This is a genomic window from Streptomyces sp. NPDC041940 (genome assembly GCF_055589465.1).
The window spans coordinates 107,630-128,803 of the sequence record NZ_JBVJBP010000021.1; the positions used below are offsets into that span (position 1 = coordinate 107,630).

Below are 21,174 nucleotides of genomic sequence, written 5' to 3' on the forward strand. Positions count from 1 at the left end.
CTTCGGTGTTGCCCGAGTCCGCCGACCAGGCGGCAGAGCACGGAGCGCCGGTCCCGGCCGCCCTGGAACAGCCCGTCCCGCGCTGGCAGGACGTCGCCGACGCGGTCTGGCTCGCCGCGCACTGGAACCGCCACGGCGGCCCCGCCGCGTCCGTCCCGGAGCCCGAGCAGGGCCGGGCGGCCGCATCCACGGCCCCGCCTTCCGCGCGCCCGCGGGAAGCGGAGGCCGCGGACCAGCCGGACACCCCACCGGCCGACCGGTCCCGGCCCTCCGGCACCACCCCTGACACCACCCCCGACGCCGCACGCGCCCCGCGCCCGCCCACCCCCGAGGAGCCCGGCGACCGGTCGCGGCCGGGTGCCGGCGCCGCCCTGCCCGGAGAACCGGGCGCCGCGGCCCGTCTGTTACCCGACGCCGACGGCCGTTTCACCCTGCGCCTCGGGCAGCCGTTGCTGCCCGCCGACGACCGCCCGCAGCAGGCCCCGGGCCGCACCACCGCCCGCTTCGCCCGCGCCCTGCACCAGCTGGCCCGCCGCGTGCCGTCGCGCGACACCCTCGAACTCGACGAGGAGACCACCGCCGAGCAGGGGATCATCGACGGCATGTGGATGCCGTTCCTGCGTCCCGCCCGGACGGCCGCCTTCGACCTGGTCCTGCTGGTCGACGACGCGCCCACCCTGCGGATCTGGGAGGAGTCCACCGCCCGTCTCGCCGAGGCCGCGGAGCACAGCGGCGCCTTCCGGGCCGTACGAACGGTCCGGGTGAACGTGCCGCGCACCGGGACCGCCACCCTGCGCTGGAGCGCCGGCCGAGCCGCCGCCGACCCCGCCGAACTCCTCGACGGACGCGGCGACCGCGTCTTCCTCGTGGTCACCGACGGGCTCGCCCACGGCTGGGCCGCGCCCGCCGCCGACGACCTGCTCGCCCGGCTCGCCCACGCCGGCCCCACGGCCCTGGTGCACCTGCTCCCGCCGCATCTGCGCCACCGCGCCTCGCTCTACCCGTATCCGGCCGTTCTGGAGGCCGGCGGATTCGGCGCCGCCAACGACGGGCTGGAGCACTGGGCGCCGCCCGGCGGCCCCGACCCCCTGCGACCGCTGCCCGACGCGGGCGACGGCTCCGTGCCCGTCCCCGTGCTCTCCCTGAAGCCCGCCTCGCTCGCGGCCTGGGCCGACCTCGTCACCGGGGAACGCGGAGTGCGCCGCGCCCTGCCCGTCGTCCTGGCCGGCACCCTCACCAAAGGTTCGCCCGCGCCGGGCCTGCGCGCCCCCCGCTTCCCGCGCGCCGCCAAAGCCGCCGTACGCCGATTCTTCACGCTGGCCACCCCCGCCGCCCGTCGACTTGCCACCCAACTCGCCGCCATCCCCTTCGAGTTCGACCTCGTCGAGCAGCTGCGGCGGCGCACCATGCCGGAGACCGGCCCGGACCACCTCGCCGAGATCCTGATGGGCGGGCTGATCGACTGGGACAGCGGCGGCGAGGGGCGCCCCGAGTTCGCCGACGGAGTCCGCGAGGAACTGCTCGCCACCACCACCCGCAGCCAACTCGCCCACACCGTCAGCGTGGTGGGCGAGCTGCCCGGCGCGGGCGCCCGGGGTATCGCCCTGCGTGCCGCCCTGCGCGACCCGATGGGCACCACGCTGCCCGACCCGTCGGAGCGGGGCTGGGCGCGCAGCGAGCTGGCCGTGATGCGCGCGCTCTCGGGGCCGTACTCCGAGCGGGCCCGCCGAATCGAGCCCGGTCTGTCCAGGGCCCGGGGGCCCGGTGACGCCGAACGAGTGAGTCCGGGAATGTCCGGAGCTGCAACTTCTGAGGTGAACCGCGCGGCTCCTGGGGGATTGTCCGACGGAACGGGAAGTGTGCCACCGTCGACCGCCCCCCAAGAAGCTGGAGAACCACCCGTGCCACCCCTGGTATCCGACGCCATCCCACAAGAACCCTCGGAGGCTGAGCTCCCCATGCCGAGCACCACGACCGGAACGCCCGCCGCCCTCCTGGTGAACGTGCCTCTGCGTAACACGTCGTTCGTCGGCCGGCAGGCGCTGCTGAGTGCCGTGGAGGAGCAGCTGGCGGCTCAGGACACGGCGGCGGTGCTCCCCAACGCCCTGCATGGCCTCGGTGGCGTCGGCAAGTCCCAGCTGGCACTCGAGTACGTCTACACCCACCAGCACGACTATCGGGTGATCTGCTGGATCCCCGCCGAGCGGGAGAGCCTCATTCTCGCCGCGCTGGCCCAGTTGGCGGCACAGCTGGGCGTCGCCCCCACCGGTCAGGACAGCCTCGGCGCCCCCGCCGCCAACACGGCGGTGCCTGCCGTACTGGAGGCGCTGAGCACCGGAACGCCGTACGACAGCTGGCTGCTCGTCTTCGACAACGCCGAGGACGTCGACACGGTGCGCCAGTACTTCCCGGCCAACGGACCGGGCAAGGTCATCGTCACGTCCCGGAACCGGGCTTGGGAGAGGGTGGCCACGTCGCTGCCGGTCAACGTGTTCGAGCGAGAGGAGTCGGTCGAGCTGCTCCAGAGGCGCTCGCCCGACCTGTCCATCGAGGACGCCGGGCGGCTCGCCGAGGCACTGGGCGACCTGCCGCTCGCGGTCGAGCAGGCCGGAGCCTGGCGCGCGGTGACCGGCATGCAGGTCGACGAGTACCTCGATCTGCTCGCGCAGCGCAGCCCCGAGATCCTCGAACTCGACCCGGCTCCCGACTATCCGGTCTCCGTCGCCGCCGCATGGGACATCTCGCTGGAGCGGATCAAGGAGAACAACCCCGGCGCCCGGCAGCTGCTCGACATCTGCGCCAGCATGGCCCCCGAGCCCATCCCGAGGGCGATGCTGCGCGGCAGCCGCGGCGTCAACGTCACACCCGAGGTCGACCCCCTGCTGAGGGAGTCGATCAAACTCAACCGCGCCGTCCGCGACCTGAGCCAGTTCTCCCTGGTCCGGGTGGACCCGCGTTCCGACACCCTCCAGATGCACCGCCTGCTGCAGACGGTGCTCCTGGCCAAGCTGAGCGTCGACGAGCGGGAGCGGATGCGCGACGCCGCGCACCAGCTGCTGTCGGCCGCCAAGCCCGGCCCCTCCGGCTCGTCACTGGAGTGGCGTGCGTATCAGGCGCTGCTGCCCCACGTACTCACCTCACAGGCCGTGACGAGCACCGACACCTATGTGCGGGAGCTGGTCTTCGACACGGTGTGGTTCCTCTACTACTGGGGAGACCACGTGGGCGCCGCCGACTTCGCCCGCCAGGCCTGGAGCGCCTGGATCGGATCCTCGGCCGAGGAGGACCTCCATGTCCTCCGGATGACGAAGAGCCTCGGATTCCTGTTGCGGCAGAACGGCCAGGTCCCCGAGTCCATCCCGCTCACCGAGAAGGCCCTGGAGATCTCGCGCCGCACCGATGTCGACTCGGAGAACCTGATCGACTCGCTGTGCGAGATGGCGGACGCCCGCGGCTACCAGGGTGGGTTCGAGGAAGCCCGGGCGCTGACGCAGGAGGCCACCGAGCTGGCCCGGTCCCTGTTCGGCCCGGACGATCCGATGACGCTGCGCGCCACCCACGCCTGGGGAGTCGCTCTGCGGTTGTGCGGCCGGTTCAGTGACGCCCTGCCGCTGGACCAGGAGAACGCCCAGCAGCGCGAGCTGCTGTTCGGCCCCGCCAGCTTCTTCACCCTCAACACCCTCAACGCGCTCTCCATCGACATGCGCGAGAGCGGGGACTATCCCGGCGCCCGCGATTTCCAGGAGGACGCGTATCGCCGAGCGCGCACCGAGCTCGGTGAGGAACATCCGCTCACCTTGCGCATCGCCCGCAATCTCGCGGTCTGCCGACGCCGGGACGGGGCCCACGAAGAGGCGGCCAAGCTCTCGGACGAGACGCTGCGGCGCTTCGTCTCCCGCTACGGCAAGGACCACTTCGACGCCGTGTCGTCGGCGACCAACGTATCCGTCGACCGGCGCCTGAACGGTGACCTCGACGGCTCCCGGGAGCTGGCGGAGGAGACGCTGCGGCGATTCGAGCAGCGCCTCGGTGAGAGCCACGCCTACACCCTCCTGACCAAGGCGAACCTGGCCGCCACCCTGCGTGCCCTCGGCGCGCTGGACCAGGCTCAGGAGCTGGAGGACGACGCGGCGAGCCGGCTGGCCGCGGGTGTGGGCCCCCGGCACATCACCTCGCTGACCGTCGCCATCGGCCAGGCCAACACGGCCTACGCACGCGTCGACTTCGAGCGGGCGCACGAGATCGACCAGGCCAATCTGCCGCTGCTCGCCGAGATCGCCGGCGAGGAGCACCCGTTGACGCTGGCTTGCATGGCCAACCTCGGCCTCGACCTGCGCGGCCTGGGCCGCAGGGCGGAGGCCGACGACCTGCAGCGCAAGGCGACGGACGGCTTCGCCCGCGTGGTTCGTGCCGACCACCCGTGGCATGTGGCCGCACGCCAGGGCCGCCGTATCGAGTGCGACATGGCGCCGATGCCGCTGTAGACCACCGCCTCGGCCGGGGTGGCACCCGTGTGCCGCCCCGGACCGGTCAGCCCGCGTCCGCCACCGGTGTGGGGGGCGCGCCGTCCGAGGGGTGACGGGACACCGGGCCGTCGGTGGCGTGGTCCGGGAGGGCCAGGTGCACGGGCACGACCTCGGCGGGGCCCGGGGCGCGGGTCGGCTCGTGGTCCGACAGACGGCGGACCAGGAGCAGCAGGGGCTGGGTGAGCAGCGTCGTGGCCAGGGCCATGAAGACCAGCACCGTGTAGAGGGGCTTGCTCACCAGGCCTGCCTGGAAACCGGCGTTGAGGGCGATCAGCTCCGTGAGGCCGCGGGCGCTCAGCAGCACACCGACGGTCCGGGCGTCGTCCCGGTCCAGTCCGCCCATCCGGGCCGCCACCACGCCGCTGCCGACCTTGGTGGTGACCGCCAGCACCGTCACCACCAGCAGGGTGATCCACCCGGTGGCGTTCATGCTGTCGAGGGTGACGGACTGTCCGGAGAAGACGAAGAAGTAGGGCACCAGCAGCGAGCTGACGACATGCAGCGGCCGCAGCAGATCAGGGTCGAGGGTGCCGCGTCGCTCACGCGGGCAGACGATCCCCGCGAGCAGCGCACCGCAGATGGCGTGCAGTCCGAGGAACTGCGTCACGGACGCCGACGCACAGGCGAAGCCGATGAGCAGCGCCAGCCGCAACGACGGCTCCATCCGGGTCCGCCACAGCACCCTGCGCAGCACGGGCCGGGCCGCCACCAGCATGAGCACGGCGAAACCGGCCGCGATGACGGCCCGCCACTGCCAGCCCAGCGCGTGCTCACCGCTGTCGCTGTCCAGCATCGTCCCGGCCAGCACCGTCCACCCGATCACATCGAGCAGCCCTGCCGCGGACACCGCGAGGACGCCGGGCACCGTGTCGGCCAGGTTGTTCTCCCGCACGATGGCCGTCAGGACCGGTACGGCCGTTATCGACAGGGCGACCCCGGCGAAGAGCACCATGCCGGTGGTGAGCGGGGGCATGTCCAGGGCCCGCAACTGCTCCCGGAACAGCAGTGCACAGCCGCTGCCCACGATCATCGGGACCACGAACGCCGCCAGCGCCACCGTCACGACGGTGCGCGCCCGGTCGCCCAGGATCTTCAGATCCAGCTCGTACCCCACCGCGAACAGGAAGACCACCAGGGCGAACTGCGCGAGCCCGGTCAGCGCGGTGCCGATCTCCTGGGGGAACAGCATCCGGTAGGCATCCGGCGCCGCACTGCCCAGCAACGAAGGACCGAGGGCGATGCCCGCTGTCAGCTGCCCGACGATGTACGGCTGCTTCAGCCGCTGGGCCACCCAGCCGGCGCCATGGCCGACCGCGAGGATCAGGGCCGAGGCGAACAGGAAATGCGTGACCACCGCGTCAGCGCTCACTGCGTCCCCCTGTGTCCAGTTGTCATGGCCGGTGGTTCGGCCGCGGGCGGGTCCTCGCACGTGCGCTCGACCCCCAACCTCCTGATGATACTGGTAAGTTGACGGCGTATCGGCAGTCGTACACAACTCTGTACCGGTGTCACGGGGGGCACATGGCGACGGTCGTCTTCATTCATGGAACAGGGGTGCGCGAACCAGGCTTCTCGAAGCTTGCGGGGCGCGTGGCGGCCGGACTGACCGCCCTGCGTGAGGGACTACGCATCGTGCCGTACTACTGGGGCGGCACGCACGGCGCCACGCTCGCGGCGGGCGGGGTCAGCCTTCCCGCCGAGCCGGGCGGCACGGCCCGTGGCCTGGCCGAGGGTGACCCCGACGACGCGTCGCCCGCCGCATGGGCCGCCCTCTACGCCGACCCGTACGCCGAACTCGTGCTCGCCGCGGCCGGTGCGCCGCAGGCCGTCGAGCGTGCGCCCGGTTCCCTGCCCCCTGACCAGGCGATACGGGCGCGGCTCACCGCCCTCGCGGCCCAAGGCGACGCGCCGGCCGCCGAGCTGGGTCCCGGCCTGGCCCGCGCCGCCGCCGACCTGGCCGCCCATCCACTGCTCGCTCCGGCTGCCGTTGCCCTCGCCGCCGGCGACCTGGCCGCCCTCGCCGCCCGCAGTCTCACGGCCCGGGTCATCGCCGACGCCCTGGACTCCGACGCCCCGTTGGTTCCGGTCGGCGACAGCCGTGACGCCGTCGCCGACCAACTCGGCGTGGCACTCGGTGCACAGCCCCGGGGCACGGAACGCGGGGTGCGCTCCCTGGTGCTGCGGGTCGCGGGTTCGGCGGCATCCCGTGCCGCTGTGCGCCGCCGCCGCGCCCTCACCGAGGCCGCCCATCCCGCCGCCGGTGACATCCTGCGTTACCTCAGCCGCGGCGAGGCGGTCCGCGCCGAACTGCGTGATCTGGTGACGGGCCTCGAACCGCCCGTCACCCTCGTCGGCCACAGTCTGGGCGGCATCATCGCCCTGGACAGCCTGGTCTCCGCGCCGCTGCCGCAGGTCCGGCTCCTGGTGACGGCGGGATCCCAGGGGCCGTTCCTCTACGAGTCCGGATCCCTGCCCTCCCTCGAGCACCCCGCACCCCTGCCGTCGCACGTACCGGACTGGTTGAACCTGTACGACCCCCGCGACCTGCTCTCCCATCTGGGCGCGGGCCTGTTCCCCGGACGGGTCTCGGACGTGGCGGTCGACAGCCGTCAGCCCTTCCCGGCCTCGCACAGCGCCTATTGGACGAACCCGGAGGTCTACCGGCACATCGTGGACCGGCTGCCGTGAACCCCGCCCGGGTGCATGCGCTGATCGTCGGTGTCGAGCGGTACGACGCCGGGAGCGGCTGGGACCTGCCCGGGCCGGCGCGGGACGCCGTCGCCTTCCACCGGCTGTTGCGGGAGGCCGGGGTGCCGGAGGACCAGCTCCGGCTGCACCTCGCCCCGTTGCCGCCGTACGTCCCCGACGTCGCCTACCGGCCCGCCGACCACGCGACCCTGCGCCGCGTCCTCGTCCGCGAACTGCCCCTGGCCCAGGGCGATGTCCTCTGGGTCTGGTGGGGCGGGCACGGCGTCCTCGACCGGGCCGGGCACCTGCGGCTGTTCTGCTCGGACGCCAGCACCGCCGACAAGCTGGGCGTGGACCTGGACTCCGCGCTCGATCGCTACGCCGGGGACGCCGTACCGGCCTTCGGCGATCAGCTGTGGATCGTGGACGCCTGCGAGTCCTTCGAAGAGGACCTGGCCTTCCGGGAGCAGCTGCCGCCGGACGCTCTGCCGGTGGGGCGGCGCAACCTCGCCCATCGGCAGACGCTGCTGCGGGCGGCCGGGCGCGGGCGGGTCGCCGCCAACGACCCGGAGCGCGGTACGGGGCTCTTTTCCGAGATCCTGCTCGGGCTGCTGGCCGGGCAGACGGCCGTCCTGCCCGCCACGCCCGATCCGGAGGAACTGTTTCCGGCCGTACGAGCACGTATCGGGGCCCTCAGGGAAGCGGGACGTACTCTCCAGTATCCGGAGATTCGGCTCCAGAGCCCCGAGCGGACCGAGATTGTGACGCCGACGCGGGTCGGCGCCGAAGCGCGTCCGGCCTCCCCGCTCCAGCGGGCCGTGGACGCCATCCTCGCCTATCCGATGATGGGGGATCCCACCGAACGGCAGACGGTGGTCGCCTCATTGGACCCTCGTGTCACTGCCACGCTGCCCCGTCACAGCAAGGCCCGCACCGATGTCGTCGGCATCCTCAACCGGCTGGCCCGGGGTCGGCCGGAGATGCTCTGGGAGCTGTTCGACGCCGTGGTCTCCCTTGATGACGACCCGGACCTCAGGGGCAAACTGGACTCTGCGTTAAGGGAGTTCGAGGCCTCAGTCATGCGTCCACGTGATCGGAAATGATCGAGTGGCGTGATCGTACGGTTTTCGACCCGGGTAGGAATGGCCATGATGAAAAGGACACAGGCACCGGGCATCGCGTGCCATCGTGCGAGAAGGGGGAGCATCTTGGACCAGCCGCGCGCTCTGTGCCAGGCCGAAGCCGCCGTTCATGAGCCGGCCACCGCTGCTGGTACCGACGTCTGGGAGTCGGATCTCACCGACCTGGCAGGGATGCCCCTGACCGCGGTGGACCGTCTCGCCCCGCTGCCTCCCTCTGCCCGTCTGCTCGGCGAGGTTCTGCGAGCACGCGAGAGCATCAGAGGGGGCGGTGAGGGGACCGCCCGGGCCGAATAGCTCTCCAGCCCCGCCGTGGCTCTATGCCCGTACCCCCGACCGGAGGTCCCGCATGCCCAGCGAGCCGCGTCACGCCCCGTTCCGCATGCCCGAACGGCTCTTCGCGGAACTGGCCGCGGGAGGGGGTTCCGCCGAGGCCGTCGCTTTTCTCGAACGGGCGGAGCGGGCGCGGAGGCTGCTGCTTCTGCGGACCCTGCTGGACCGACTCGGCGCGCTGCGGACGCCGCTGAGCCCGGCCGCCGAGGCCTGGGACGTCCTCAAGGAGGCCGCCGCCGCGGCACCCGGGCCGGTCGACCGGCTGCTGCTCGCCCCGGCGACCGGCGGCTGGCTCGCCCATGTGCTGCGCCGGCTGCACGGCACCGCGTCGGGCCCGCCGCTGTGGGCGGAGGCCGGGCATCTGTGCGCCCTGGCCGTCGCGGCGGCGCTGCGTGCCGGTACGCGGGCGGACCTCAGGGTGCCCGTCGCCGACGGCGGACTGTCGCTGCCGGGACTGGGACTGGCCCGACTCGCCGGAGCGGACAGCGGGTTGACGGTCGCCCGCGCCCGGACGAGCGGGGGCGAGCTGACGCTGTCCGGCCCCGGCCGCGACGGCGGCACCGTCGCCGTGACGATCAGCCCGGCGACACAACCCCTGCCGGCACGGGAGATCCTCACCCCCGCTTGGCTCCCCCTGCGCACGCTCACCCACCCCACCCCCGCCGGAACCGTCGCCATCCCCCTCGAAGACCTCGACCCCTACCGCGACCTGGACGACCCCTTGCCGCCCGCACGGCTCGACGCCGACGAAGCCGAGGCCTGGCAACGGCTGTTCGAGGAGGCCGTCGCGCTGCTCGCCGCGCCGGGCGGGGAAGGGCCGGGCCGGTTCGACCCCGGCGCGATACGGGCCGTGGTGCCCTGGGGGCGTACCGGCACCCTGCCGCCCGCCCCGCCGACCGTCCTGGTGTCCGCCTCCAGCGGTGACTCGTTCGGGGCCATGGTGATCGCCCGTCCGTCGTCCACCGTGGCGCTCGCCGAGACCCTCGTCCACGAGTTCCAGCACAGCAAACTGGCCGCCCTCCTGCACCTCTTCCCACTGCTCGACGACGACCGGGAGGAGCGCTACTACGCCCCCTGGCGGCCCGACCCGCGGCATCTCACCGGTCTGCTGCACGGGGCGTACGCCTTCACCGGGGTCGCGGGATTCTGGCGGGACCGCATGGCCGTGGCGCGGGACGAGGAGGCGGCCGGCATCGCCGGGTACCACTTCGCGCTGCGCCGCCTGCAGAGCCGGCTCGTCGTGCGCACCCTGCTGGTGGAGGGGCGTCTGACCCCCCAGGGCCGGGCCCTCGTGTCGGGGCTCGCCCGTACGCTCGACGGCTGGCTGCGCGAGCCGGTGCCGTACGCCGCGCTCACCCGGGCCCGGACGGCCGCCGCACTGCACCGCACCGAGTGGCGCCTGCGCAACGTGGCCCCGCCCTCCTCCGGCTCCGAAGGCCCCCGCTTCCGCCCCGACCGCACCTCCTGGCCCGACGTCCGCACCCATGCCTTCGCCGCCCGCCCCGTCGCCCCGGGCACCGCCGACGAGCAGCTCGCCGCCGGGGACGCCGCCGCCGCGCTCGCCCGGTACGCCGACCAGCTGGCCACCGATCCCGCCGAACCGCACGCCCTGGCCGGCTGGATCGTCGCGCGTGCCGTGCTCGACCCGGGGCGGACGACCCGGCGGATGCTGGCCCGGCCTGAGTTGCTCCAGCCGCTGCCCAGCGGATGACCGTGCCGGTTGTCGTCACGCAGACGTAAACAAGAGTGCGCGGAAACACGCGAGCAGCGCGTCAACGGGCGCCGCGATGGTCAGGATGGAGGCATGGCATACCACGTCCACTCCGAGGCCGGGCGGCTGCGCCGCGTCATCCTGCACCGGCCCGATCTCGAGCTCAAAAGGCTCACCCCCAGCAACAAGACCTCGCTGCTCTTCGACGACGTGCTGTGGGTGCGCAGGGCCCGCGCCGAGCACGACGGATTCGCCGATGTGCTGCGCGACCGGGGCGTCGCCGTCCACCTCTTCGGTGACCTCCTGGCCGAGACGCTCCAGGTCCCGGCGGCCAGAACCCTCGTCCTGGACCGGGTCTTCGACGAGAAGGAGTACGGCCCCCTGGCCACCGACCACCTCAGAGCCGCCTTCGAGAACCTGCCCGCGCGGGAACTGGCCGAGCTCCTGGTCGGCGGCATGACGAAACGCGAGTTCCTGGACGGGCACCCGGAGCCGACGTCGGTCCGCTTCCACGTCATGGACCTGGACGACTTCCTGCTGGACCCCCTGCCCAACCACCTCTTCACCCGCGACACCTCCGCCTGGATCTACGACGGCGTCTCCATCAACGCCATGCGCTGGCCCGCCCGGCAGCGCGAGACCGTGCACTTCGAGGCCATCTACCGGCACCACCCGCTGTTCCGGGACGAGACCTTCCACCTGTGGTCCGAGGGACAGGCCGACTACCCGTCGACCATCGAGGGCGGGGACGTCCTGGTCATCGGCAACGGAGCCGTCCTCATCGGCATGAGCGAGCGCACCACGCCGCAGGCCGTCGAGATGCTGGCGCACAAGCTGTTCGCCGCCGGTTCCGCCGAGACGATCGTGGCGCTCGACATGCCCAAGCGGCGTGCCTTCATGCACCTCGACACCGTGATGACGATGGTCGACGGCGACACCTTCACCCAGTACGCGGGTCTGGGCATGCTCCGCTCGTACACCATCGAGCCGGGCGTCGGCGAGAAGGAGCTGAAGGTCACCGACCATCCGGCCGAGCACATGCACCGCGCGATCGCCGCCGCGCTCGGCCTGAACGAGATCCGGGTGCTGACCGCCACCCAGGACGTGCACGCCGCCGAGCGCGAGCAGTGGGACGACGGCTGCAACGTCCTGGCCGTCGAACCGGGCGTCGTGGTCGCCTACGAACGGAACGCCACCACCAACACCCACCTGCGCAAACAGGGCATCGAGGTGATAGAGATCCCGGGCAGCGAGCTGGGGCGGGGGAGGGGCGGGCCGCGCTGCATGAGCTGCCCCGTCGAACGCGAGCCCGTGTGAGCATGCGGGCCGTATAGGCATGCGGCCTGTATAGGCATGCTGAGCTTCGTATAGTATTCCAGGAGTCTGTGTCCCCGTATCCCTGGAGCGCCCCCATGGCGACAGCCCCGAGCGCCCTCGCCGGCCGCCACTTCCTCAAGGAGCTGGACTTCACCGAGGAGGAGTTCCGCGGTCTGGTCGAGCTGGCCGCAGAGCTGAAGGCCGCCAAGAAGGCCGGGACCGAGACCCAGTACCTGCGGGGCCGGAACATCGCGCTGATCTTCGAGAAGACCTCCACCCGCACCCGCTGCGCGTTCGAGGTCGCGGCCGCCGACCAGGGCGCCTCGACCACGTACCTCGACCCGTCCGGCTCGCAGATCGGCCACAAGGAGTCGGTCAGGGACACCGCGCGGGTGCTGGGCCGGATGTACGACGGTATCGAGTACCGGGGCGACAGCCAGCAGAAGGTCGAGGAGCTGGCGGCGCACGCCGGTGTGCCCGTCTTCAACGGGCTCACGGACGACTGGCACCCCACCCAGATGCTGGCCGACGTGCTGACCATGACCGAGCACTGCGCCAAGCCGCTGAACGAGATCGCCTTCGCCTACCTGGGCGACGCCCGCTTCAACATGGGCAACTCCTACCTGGTCACCGGCGCCCTGCTCGGCATGGACGTGCGTCTGGTCGCGCCGAAGGCCTACTGGCCCGCCGAGGAGGTCGTCGACCGGGCCCGCGCGCTCGCCGAGCACAGCGGCGCCCGCATCACGCTCACCGAGACCCTGGACGACGGCGTCCGTGGCACGGACTTCGTCGCCACGGACGTCTGGGTCTCCATGGGCGAGCCCAAGGAGGTCTGGGACGAGCGCATCACCGCCCTCGGCCCGTACGCCGTGACCATGGACGTCCTGCGCGCCACCGGCAACCCGGACGTGCGGTTCCTGCACTGCCTGCCGGCCTTCCACGACCTGGGCACCAAGGTCGGCCGCGAGATCCACGCCTCGCACGGCCTGGCATACCTCGAGGTCTCCGACGAGGTCTTCGAGTCGGCCCACTCGGTGGTCTTCGACGAGGCGGAGAACCGGATGCACACCATCAAGGCGGTCCTGGTGGCGACCCTGGCCTGAACAGGCCTTACGCCGACCGGCGCCGCTGAGCCGGTACCGCAGGCAGCCTGAACCACACCGCCTTGCCCGACTCGGTCGCCCGGTGTCCGCACGACGAGCTCAGGGTGCGGATCAGCAGCAGCCCGCGCCCGTGCTCCTGCCAGGGGTCGGGTGGTCCGTCGGATGGGCGGGTGAGGTCACCGGGCGGGGCCGGGTCGGTGTCGTGCACCTCGACCTGACATCCCGACGGCATCAGCTCCACCACCAGCTCTATCGGTGCCTCGCCGGTGGTGTGCTCCACCGCGTTGGCCACCAGCTCCGCCGTGAGCAGCTCCGCCGTGTCGCAGTCGGCCCCGTACTCCAGCTCGGCCAGCGCCGTACGGACCAGGGCACGGGCCACGGGCACGGCCGCGACGGTGTGCGGCAGCGCGATGCGCCAGGAGGCGGGGGCTGAGGGGAGTTCGTACAAGGCGGGTCCGTTCATGGAGCAGGACATCCTGCTTTCAACCTGATGAATGGTACGGCGCCGCTCTTCAGAGGCGTCCGAGGGGCCGTCGTCGGGGAGCGCCTTCGCCCCCTTGCCGGACGGCTTACCCAGGTGAACGCGGTGCCGCGCGCGGCTGCTCCCACCGTTACGCCGGTGTGGACGATCTGTGACGGATGTGACCGGCCCGGGTCACCCCGGATCCACACAGAAGTCCTACCCGAACGGTCTATCGCGCACTCATGACGACAGTCACGGATGAGTGATAGCTTCGTGGGGTAGAGCTCAGTGAGACAGTGCCCGCCCGAGGAGGCCGCACGTCATGAGTCCCTTCACCGGCTCCGCCGCCCGCACCCCCCGCTGGGAGCACCTGCGCGTCGATGTCACCGACGGCGTCGCCACCGTCACCCTGGCCCGCCCCGACAAGCTCAACGCGCTCACCTTCGGTGCCTACGCCGACCTGCGCGACCTGCTCGCGGAGCTGTCCCGGGAACGGTCCGTACGGGCCCTGGTGCTGGCCGGCGAGGGGCGCGGCTTCTGCTCCGGCGGCGACGTCGACGAGATCATCGGCGCCACCCTCGGCATGGACACCGCCCGGCTCCTGGACTTCAACCGCATGACCGGCCAGGTGGTGCGCGCCATCCGGGAGTGCCCCTTCCCGGTGATCGCGGCGGTGCACGGTGTGGCGGCGGGCGCCGGAGCCGTACTCGCCCTGGCGGCGGACTTCCGCGTCGCCGACCCCTCGGCCCGCTTCGCCTTCCTCTTCACCCGGGTCGGCCTCTCCGGCGGCGACATGGGCGCGGCATACCTCCTGCCCAGAGTCGTGGGCCTGGGTCACGCGACCCGCCTCCTGATGCTGGGCGACCCGGTCCGGGCACCCGAGGCCGAGCGCATCGGCCTGATCAGCGAACTGACCGAGGAGGGCGCCGCCGACGAGGCCGCCCAGCGACTGGCCCGTCGCCTGGCAGAAGGCCCGGCCCTCGCGTATGCCCAGACCAAGACCCTGCTGACGGCCGAGCTGGACATGCCCCTGGCGGCCTCGGTGGAACTGGACGCGTCGACCCAGGCGCTGCTGATGAACAGTGCGGACTACGCGGAGTTCCACGCGGCGTTCACGGAGAAACGCCCTCCGAAATGGAGCGGACGGTGACCGCGTCTCCCTCAGGGGCGCGGGGCGGTGTCAATTTGCGGCTCCGCCGCGGGGCGCGACCAGCCACGGACAACCTGCACCCGCACCACGACAGCAGCCACCCCCTACGCGTGGCAGTCATCGGCGGCGGCCCCGGCGGCCTCTACGCCGCCGCCCTCCTCAAACGCCTCGACCCCACCCGAGAAGTCACCGTCTGGGAACGCAACGCCCCCGACGACACCTTCGGCTTCGGCGTCGTCCTCTCCGACGAAACCCTCGGCGGCATAGAACACGCCGACCCCCAGGTCTACGAGGCCCTCCAGAGGGACTTCATCCGCTGGGACGACATCGACATCACCCACCGGAACACCCGCCAGACCTCCTCGGGCCACGGTTTCGCAGCCCTGGGTCGCCAACGGCTCCTCGAAATCCTCCACACCCGCTGCCGCGACCTCGGCGTGGCCCTCCGCTTCCACACCGAGGCCCCGAAAGACCTCCCGGGGACCCACGACCTGGTCATCGCCGCGGACGGCATCCACAGCACCACCCGCGAGACCTACGCGGACGTCTTCCGCCCCCGGGTCACCGCGCACCACTGCCGCTACATCTGGCTCGCCACCGACTTCCCTTTCGACTCCTTCCGCTTCGACATCGCCGAGACCGAACACGGCGTGATGCAACTGCACGGCTACCCCTACGCCCCCGACTCCTCCACCGTGATCATCGAGATGCGCGAGGACGTCTGGCAGCGGGCCGGCTTCGACGAGCTCGACGAGACCGAGTCGATCGAGCGCTGCGGCAAGATCTTCGCGGAAGCACTGCGCGGCCGCCCCCTGCGGTCCAACAACTCGGCGTGGACGACCTTCCGCACGGTCGTCAACGACCGCTGGTCGCACGGCAATGTCGTCCTGCTCGGCGACGCCGCCCACACCGCCCACTTCTCCATCGGCTCCGGCACCAAGCTCGCCGTCGAGGACGCCCTGGCCCTGGCCGCCTGCCTGGAGGAGCGGGACTCACTGGAGGAGGCCCTGGCCGCGTACGAGGCGGAGCGAAGGCCCGTCGTCGCGTCCACGCAGCGCGCGGCCCGTGCCAGCCTGGAGTGGTTCGAGAACCTCGGCCTGTACCTGGACCAGCCGCCCCGCCAGTTCGCCTTCAACCTGCTCACCCGCAGCCGCCGCGTCACCCACGACAACCTGCGGCTGCGCGATGCGCGTTTCACGGAGGCGGTGGAGCGCGAGTTCGGCTGTCCGCCCGGCACGCCCCCGATGTTCACCCCGTTCCAGCTGCGCGGTCTGACCCTGCGCAACCGGGTCGTCGTCTCACCCATGGACATGTACTCGGCGGTCGACGGCGTCCCCGGCGACTTCCACCTGGTCCATCTGGGCGCGCGGGCGCTGGGCGGGGCCGGGCTGGTGATGACCGAGATGGTCTGCGTCAGCGAGGAGGGCCGGATCACGCCCGGCTGCGCCGGCCTCTACACCGGCCGGCAGGCCGAGGCATGGCGGCGTATCACCGACTTCGTGCACGACCAGGCGCCCGGCACCGCGATCGGCGTGCAGCTCGGCCACAGTGGCCGCAAGGGCTCCACGAAGCTGATGTGGGAGGGCATGGACGAGCCGCTTCAGGAGGGCAACTGGCCGCTCGTGGCCGCCTCCGCGCTGCCGTACAAGCCGTACAGCCAGACGCCGCGCGCGCTGTCCCGCGCCCAGCTCACCGACATCCGCGAGCAGTTCACGGCAGCCGCCTGCCGTGCCGCCCGGGCCGGCTTCGACCTGCTCGAACTGCACTGCGCCCACGGCTACCTGCTCTCCGGCTTCCTCTCCCCGCTGACCAACCGGCGTACCGACGCCTACGGCGGTTCACCGGAGAAGCGGCTCCGTTTCCCGCTGGAGGTGTTCGACGCCGTACGGAACGTGTGGCCGGGGGAGCGGCCCCTGACCGTGCGCATCTCCGCCACCGACTGGGCCGAGGGCGGGACCACGGCCGAGGACGCCGTCGGGATCGCCCGGGCCTTCGCCGCGCACGGCGCCGACGCGATCGACGTGTCGACGGGGCAGGTCGTGGCGGACGAGCGGCCGGAGTACGGGCGGTCGTACCAGACGCCCTTCGCGGACCGTATCCGCCGCGCCACCGGGGTCCCGGTGATCGCGGTCGGCGCGATCTCCTCCTGGGACGACGTCAACTCCCTGATCCTGGCGGGCCGCACGGACCTGTGCGCCCTGGCCCGCCCGCACCTCTACGACCCGCACTGGACCCTGCACGCGGCGGCCGAACAGGGCTACACGGGCCCGGGCGTCGCCTGGCCGGCCCCGTACCGCGCGGGCAGCCGAAGGCCCCAGACGGGCCGCACGGACGCGCCGAAGCCGCGGCTGAGCCTGTGAACGCCCCGTGGGCCGCCGCGCCGCGGAGCGGTGCCGGCTCACAGGACGCGACCTACAGCCCCACGAACTCCGCCCCCGCGTCCCGCAGCCGCTCGTGCAGCCCCCGGAACACCGCCGAGGAGCGCTCCCCGGGCCAGTCCCGGGGGAGCAGGGCGGACGGCAGGCCGGGGTCGGTGTAGGGGAGGTGGCGCCAGGAGTCCAGGGCGAGGAGGTAGTCGCGGTAGGCCTCCTCGGGCGGGGTGTCCTCGCGCTTCTCCCAGCCGAGCAGCACGGGCGCGTGGCGGTCGAGGAACGCCTCGTGCTCCTTGGCGATGGCGGCCAGGTCCCACCAGCGGGTGACGGCCTCGGCGGTCGGCGCGAAGCCGAGGTGGCCGCCGAGGAAGAAGTCGACGTACCCGTCGAGCCGCAGCCGCTGGAGGGTGTGCCGGGACTCCTCGTACAGCCGTGCGGGCGCGATCCACACGCCCGGAGCGGCCGTGCCGAAACCGAGGCCGGCCAGCCGGGAACGCAGGACGTGCCGCTTCTGCCGCTCCGACTCCGGCACGGAGAACACGGCGAGCACCCAGCCCTCGTCCTCCGGCGGAGCCGTGGCGTAGATGCGCCGGTCGCCGTCGTCGAGCAACTGCCTCGCGTCCGGTGACAGTTCGTACCCGGCCGCGCCCTGAGCGGTGCGGGCGGGCACGAGCAGTCCGCGTCTCTTGAGCCGCGACACCGAGGAGCGTACGGACGGAGCGTCCACACCGGCCGCGGCCAGTAGCCGGATCAGTTCGGCTACCGGCACGGGGCCCGGTACGAAGCGGCCGTACGCGCCGTAGAGCGTGACGATGAGAGACCGTGGTGCATGCTGGTCGGACACGTTGATCATCTTAGGTCGTACGGATCAGTCCTGGTCGCCCGCGGTGCCGCCGTCCGGGACTCGCGTGCCGCGCAGCCGGAATCGCTGGAGCTTGCCGGTGGCGGTGCGCGGCAGCGTGTCCAGGAAGACGATCTCGCGCGGGCACTTGTACGGCGCCAGCTCGCTCTTCACGAAGCCGCGCAGCGCCGCGGCGTCCCGTTCCGCGCCCTCCTTGAGGACGGCGTAGGCCACCACGACCTGTCCGCGCGCCTCGTCGGGCCGTCCCACGACCGCAGCCTCCAGCACGTCCGGGTGCCGCAGCAGCGCGTCCTCGACCTCGGGTCCGGCGATGTTGTACCCGGCCGAGATGATCATGTCGTCGGCGCGGGCGACGTACCGGAAGTAGCCGTCGGGTTCGCGGACGTAGGTGTCGCCCGTGATGTTCCAGCCGCCCCGCACGTACTCGCGCTGCCGCGGGTCGGCGAGATACCGGCAGCCGACCGGTCCGCGCACGGCGAGCAGCCCCGGCTGCCCGTCGGGCACCGGCCGGCCGTCCGTGTCCTGCACGCGCGCGTGCCAGCCCGGTACGGGAACGCCCGTCGCCCCGGGCCGGATCCGTTCGTCGGCCGCCGAGATGAAGATGTGCAGCAGCTCGGTGGCGCCGATGCCGTTGATGACGCGCACGCCGGTGCGTTCGTGCCAGGCCCGCCAGGTGGCCGCGGGCAGGTTCTCACCGGCCGAGACGCAGCGGCGCAGGGACGAGACGTCGTGGCCGTCGAGCGCGTCGAGCATCGCGCGGTACGCCGTCGGCGCGGTGAACAGGACGGAGACCCGGTGCCGGGCGATGGCGGGCAGCAGCTGCTTCGGGCCGGCCTGCTCCAGCAGCAGGGCGCTCGCCCCGGCCCGCAGCGGGAAGACCACGAGACCGCCCAGCCCGAAGGTGAAGCCCAGCGGCGGACTGCCGGCGAAGACGTCGTCGGCGCGGGGCTTGAGGACGTGCCGGGAGAAGGTGTCGGCGATCGCCAGCACGTCCCGGTGGAAGTGCATACAGCCCTTGGGGCGGCCGGTGGTGCCGGAGGTGAAGGCGATCAGCGCCACGTCGTCGGACGCCGTCGGGGTGGCCTCGTACGGTGTGTCGGGCGCCGGCCGGTTGAGCAGGTCGTCCGGGGCGTCACCGCCGTACGTCGTGATCCGCAGGTCCGGGATCTCGGCCTTGGCGAGGTCGTCGACGGCCCGGATGTCGCACAGCGCGTGCCGGACCCGGGCGATCTCGCACATCGTGCTCAGCTCGTGCGGCCGCTGCTGGGCGAGCACCGTGACCGCCACGGCCCCCGCCTTCAGCACGGCCAGCCAGCAGGCGGCGAGCCACGGTGTGGTGGGGCCCCGCAGCAGCACCCGGTTGCCGGGGACGACGCCCAGGTCACCGGTGAGCAGATGCGCGATGCGGTCGACGCGGGCGCGCAGCTCGCCGTACGTCCATGGCTCACCGGTGGGGGTGAGGAACGCGGGCCGGTCGTCGTCAGGGCCGTGGAGCAGTTCGGCGGCGCAGTTGAGCCGTTCGGGGTAGCGCAGCTCCGGCAGGTCGAAACGGAGCTCGGGCCAGTGGTCCCGGGGTGGCAGATGGTCGCGGGTGAAGGTGTCGACGTGCGCCGTGTCCGGTGGATTCATACGGTTCGCCCCCTTGGCGTGGTGGGCTCGCCCCTGGAGCGTATCGTGTTGGTGACGACAGTCAACGGTCCGCGATAGCCTCGGAGTGGCCCAGCCGGGAAGCAGGGTGGCGGAGAAGGGACCGGCAATGACCGCATTCTCGCTCGAACCGGCACAACTCGCCTGGTGCGCAGAGCTGCGCGCACTGGCCGCCGAGCGGCTCCGTCCGCTGGCCGAGAAGGGGGAACCGGGTCATGTGAACCGCGCGCTGGTCGCCGAACTCGGCCGACTGGGACTGCTGGAGCGGCTCTTCATGTCCGGCGCCCTCGACCTGTGCCTGATGCGCGAGTCCCTGGCCCACGGCTGCACGGAGGCCGAGACGGCCCTCGCCCTCCAGGGTCTTGGCGCCCACCCGGTCCACGCCCACGGCACCGAGCCCCAGCGCGCCCGCTGGCTCCCCCGGGTGGCCGACGGCACGGCGGTCGCGGCGTTCGCGCTGAGCGAGCCGGGCGCGGGATCGGACGCGGCGGCGCTGGCCCTGCGGGCGGAGCCTGACGGACCCGCCCGGTGGCGCCTGATCGGCGAGAAGTGCTGGATCTCCAACGCCCCCGAGGCCGACTTCTACACCGTCTTCGCCCGGACCGCCCCCGACGCCGGGGCCCGGGGCGTCACGGCCTTCCTGGTGCCCGCCGACCGCCCGGGTCTGACCGGCACCGGCCTCGACATGCTCTCCCCGCACCCCATCGGCGCGCTCCACTTCGACGCCGTACCGGTGACGGCCGAGGACGTGCTCGGGGAGATGGACCGGGGGTTCCGGGTCGCGATGGGCACCCTCAACCTCTTCCGCCCGAGCGTCGGCGCCTTCGCCGTCGGCATGGCCCGGGCCGCCCTCGACGCGACCCTCGCCCACACCGCCGGGCGGGACGCCTTCGGCGGCAAGCTGAAGGACCTCCAGGCCGTCTCCCACCAGGTCGCCGAGATGGCCCTGCGCACGGAGGCGGCCCGCCTGATGGTCTACGCGGCGGCGACGGCGTACGACGAGGACGCCCCGGACGTGCCCCAGCGCTCCGCCATGGCGAAACTGCTCGCCACCGAGACCGCCCAGTACGTCGTCGACACGGCCGTCCAGCTGCACGGCGCCCGGGCGCTGCGACGCGGGCACCTGCTCGAACACCTCTACCGCGAGGTGCGCGCCCCGCGCGTCTACGAGGGGGCCAGCGAGGTGCAACGCGGCATCATCGCCAAGGAGTTGTACGCCACGCTGTACGCCGAGTCATCGCACGCCCGCCAGGAGGCCCGGTGACCACCGAGCGCGTCAACCCGCCCGAGCTGTCCCCGCCGACCGGCTTCTCCCACGCCGTCGTGGCCTCCGGGTCGAGGGTGGTGTTCCTGGCGGGCCAGACCGCCCTCGACGCCGACGGCAAAGTGGTGGGGCGGACCCTGCCGGAGCAGTTCGCGAAGGCGCTGGCGAACCTGCTGGCCGCTCTCACGGCGGCCGGCGGCACACCGTCCGACCTCGCCCGCGTCACCGTCTACGCCACGGACGTCGCCGCCTACCGCGCCCACGCCCCCGAACTGGGCCGGCTGTGGCGCGAGGCGGCCGGGCGCGACTACCCCGCCATGGCCGTCGTCCAGGTCGTCCGGCTGTGGGACGAGGAGGCGATGGTCGAACTCGACGGCTTCGCGGTGCTGCCCTGACCTTCTTGAGGTCAGGCCGCGACGGTCAGCCCCGCCGTCACCCGGTGCGGTTCCACCACGCGGCCGTCCGGCAGCAGCTCACCGGTGTCGTCGAAGACGATCGCCCCGTCGCACAGCAGGCTCCAGCCCTGTTCGGGGTGGGCGGCGACGACATGGGCCGCGGCGGAGTCGGTCGCGGGGCACTGGGTCTGGTGGGCACACATG

Annotated in this window: 15 protein-coding genes; 10 read left to right on the plus strand and 5 right to left on the minus strand. The window is 72.6% G+C overall.

What is annotated here, in order from left to right:
- The first annotated feature begins 5 nt into the window (after window positions 1-5).
- Window positions 6-4,484, plus strand: a complete 4,479-nt coding sequence (gene fxsT / locus ACZ6I3_RS29945; protein ID WP_469418812.1) for an FxSxx-COOH system tetratricopeptide repeat protein — start codon at window positions 6-8, stop codon at window positions 4,482-4,484.
- A gap of 46 nt (window positions 4,485-4,530) precedes the next feature.
- Here fxsT and ACZ6I3_RS29950 read toward each other — a convergent pair whose 3' ends face one another.
- Window positions 4,531-5,895, minus strand: a complete 1,365-nt coding sequence (locus tag ACZ6I3_RS29950) for a cation:proton antiporter (protein ID WP_469418813.1) — start codon at window positions 5,893-5,895, stop codon at window positions 4,531-4,533.
- Window positions 5,896-6,080: 185 nt separating this feature from the next.
- Here ACZ6I3_RS29950 and ACZ6I3_RS29955 point away from each other — a divergent pair, with 185 nt between their 5' ends.
- The 5 genes from ACZ6I3_RS29955 (at window position 6,081) to argF (ending at window position 12,817) form a co-directional block, all read left to right on the plus strand.
- Entirely contained in the window at window positions 6,081-7,214 is a 1,134-nt protein-coding gene (locus ACZ6I3_RS29955) for an alpha/beta fold hydrolase (RefSeq protein ID WP_469418815.1), read from the plus strand.
- Window positions 7,211-8,317, plus strand: coding sequence for an effector-associated domain 2-containing protein (locus ACZ6I3_RS29960; protein ID WP_469418817.1), 1,107 nt, complete (start codon window positions 7,211-7,213; stop codon window positions 8,315-8,317). The genes ACZ6I3_RS29955 and ACZ6I3_RS29960 overlap by 4 nt, the downstream gene beginning before the upstream one ends.
- 385 nt (window positions 8,318-8,702) lie before the next feature.
- The gene (locus ACZ6I3_RS29965; protein ID WP_469418818.1) at window positions 8,703-10,397 is read left to right on the plus strand and encodes an HEXXH motif domain-containing protein; all 1,695 of its coding nucleotides are present in this window, start codon (window positions 8,703-8,705) and stop codon (window positions 10,395-10,397) included.
- Window positions 10,398-10,490: 93 nt separating this feature from the next.
- Complete coding sequence (locus tag ACZ6I3_RS29970; RefSeq protein WP_382825381.1) at window positions 10,491-11,714, plus strand: arginine deiminase; 1,224 nt, start codon at window positions 10,491-10,493, stop codon at window positions 11,712-11,714.
- 95 nt (window positions 11,715-11,809) lie between these two features.
- Window positions 11,810-12,817, plus strand: a complete 1,008-nt coding sequence (gene argF, locus ACZ6I3_RS29975) for an ornithine carbamoyltransferase (RefSeq protein WP_469418819.1) — start codon at window positions 11,810-11,812, stop codon at window positions 12,815-12,817.
- Between the two features lie 7 nt (window positions 12,818-12,824).
- Here argF and ACZ6I3_RS29980 read toward each other — a convergent pair whose 3' ends face one another.
- Window positions 12,825-13,280, minus strand: coding sequence for an ATP-binding protein (locus ACZ6I3_RS29980; RefSeq protein ID WP_469418821.1), 456 nt, complete (start codon window positions 13,278-13,280; stop codon window positions 12,825-12,827).
- Between the two features lie 322 nt (window positions 13,281-13,602).
- Between ACZ6I3_RS29980 and ACZ6I3_RS29985 the strand changes: the two genes are divergently transcribed.
- Window positions 13,603-14,430: an enoyl-CoA hydratase family protein gene (locus ACZ6I3_RS29985; protein WP_469418823.1), complete on the plus strand. Its 828-nt coding sequence runs from the start codon at window positions 13,603-13,605 to the stop codon at window positions 14,428-14,430.
- The gene (locus tag ACZ6I3_RS29990) at window positions 14,415-16,790 is read left to right on the plus strand and encodes a bifunctional salicylyl-CoA 5-hydroxylase/oxidoreductase (protein WP_469418825.1); all 2,376 of its coding nucleotides are present in this window, start codon (window positions 14,415-14,417) and stop codon (window positions 16,788-16,790) included. The genes ACZ6I3_RS29985 and ACZ6I3_RS29990 overlap by 16 nt, the downstream gene beginning before the upstream one ends.
- 52 nt (window positions 16,791-16,842) lie before the next feature.
- Here the strand turns inward: ACZ6I3_RS29990 and ACZ6I3_RS29995 are convergent, their stop codons facing one another.
- Complete coding sequence (locus ACZ6I3_RS29995) at window positions 16,843-17,655, minus strand: PaaX family transcriptional regulator (protein WP_469418826.1); 813 nt, start codon at window positions 17,653-17,655, stop codon at window positions 16,843-16,845.
- A gap of 15 nt (window positions 17,656-17,670) precedes the next feature.
- Window positions 17,671-19,293, minus strand: coding sequence for an AMP-binding protein (locus ACZ6I3_RS30000; protein ID WP_469418827.1), 1,623 nt, complete (start codon window positions 19,291-19,293; stop codon window positions 17,671-17,673).
- Between the two features lie 127 nt (window positions 19,294-19,420).
- Here ACZ6I3_RS30000 and ACZ6I3_RS30005 point away from each other — a divergent pair, with 127 nt between their 5' ends.
- Complete coding sequence (locus tag ACZ6I3_RS30005; RefSeq protein WP_469418828.1) at window positions 19,421-20,575, plus strand: acyl-CoA dehydrogenase family protein; 1,155 nt, start codon at window positions 19,421-19,423, stop codon at window positions 20,573-20,575.
- Entirely contained in the window at window positions 20,572-20,970 is a 399-nt protein-coding gene (locus tag ACZ6I3_RS30010; protein ID WP_469418830.1) for a RidA family protein, read from the plus strand. Before ACZ6I3_RS30005 ends, ACZ6I3_RS30010 begins: the two co-directional genes overlap by 4 nt.
- 11 nt (window positions 20,971-20,981) lie before the next feature.
- Here the strand turns inward: ACZ6I3_RS30010 and ACZ6I3_RS30015 are convergent, their stop codons facing one another.
- Window positions 20,982-21,173 carry a DUF5999 family protein gene (locus ACZ6I3_RS30015; RefSeq protein ID WP_469418831.1) on the minus strand — a complete coding sequence of 64 codons (192 nt, stop codon included), beginning with the start codon at window positions 21,171-21,173 and terminating at the stop codon, window positions 20,982-20,984.
- Between the last annotated feature and the right edge of the window lies 1 nt (window position 21,174).

Coding starts and splice junctions, on each gene's coding strand:
- ACZ6I3_RS30005 (WP_469418828.1), top strand. CDS start 19,421: ATGACCGCATTCTCGCTCGAACCGGCACAACTCGCCTGGTGCGCAGAG.
- argF (WP_469418819.1), top strand. CDS start 11,810: ATGGCGACAGCCCCGAGCGCCCTCGCCGGCCGCCACTTCCTCAAGGAG.
- ACZ6I3_RS30015 (WP_469418831.1), bottom strand. CDS start 21,173: ATGTGTGCCCACCAGACCCAGTGCCCCGCGACCGACTCCGCCGCGGCC.
- ACZ6I3_RS29970 (WP_382825381.1), top strand. CDS start 10,491: ATGGCATACCACGTCCACTCCGAGGCCGGGCGGCTGCGCCGCGTCATC.
- ACZ6I3_RS29980 (WP_469418821.1), bottom strand. CDS start 13,280: ATGAACGGACCCGCCTTGTACGAACTCCCCTCAGCCCCCGCCTCCTGG.
- ACZ6I3_RS29985 (WP_469418823.1), top strand. CDS start 13,603: ATGAGTCCCTTCACCGGCTCCGCCGCCCGCACCCCCCGCTGGGAGCAC.
- ACZ6I3_RS30000 (WP_469418827.1), bottom strand. CDS start 19,293: ATGAATCCACCGGACACGGCGCACGTCGACACCTTCACCCGCGACCAT.
- ACZ6I3_RS29990 (WP_469418825.1), top strand. CDS start 14,415: ATGGAGCGGACGGTGACCGCGTCTCCCTCAGGGGCGCGGGGCGGTGTC.
- ACZ6I3_RS29965 (WP_469418818.1), top strand. CDS start 8,703: ATGCCCAGCGAGCCGCGTCACGCCCCGTTCCGCATGCCCGAACGGCTC.
- ACZ6I3_RS29995 (WP_469418826.1), bottom strand. CDS start 17,655: ATGATCAACGTGTCCGACCAGCATGCACCACGGTCTCTCATCGTCACG.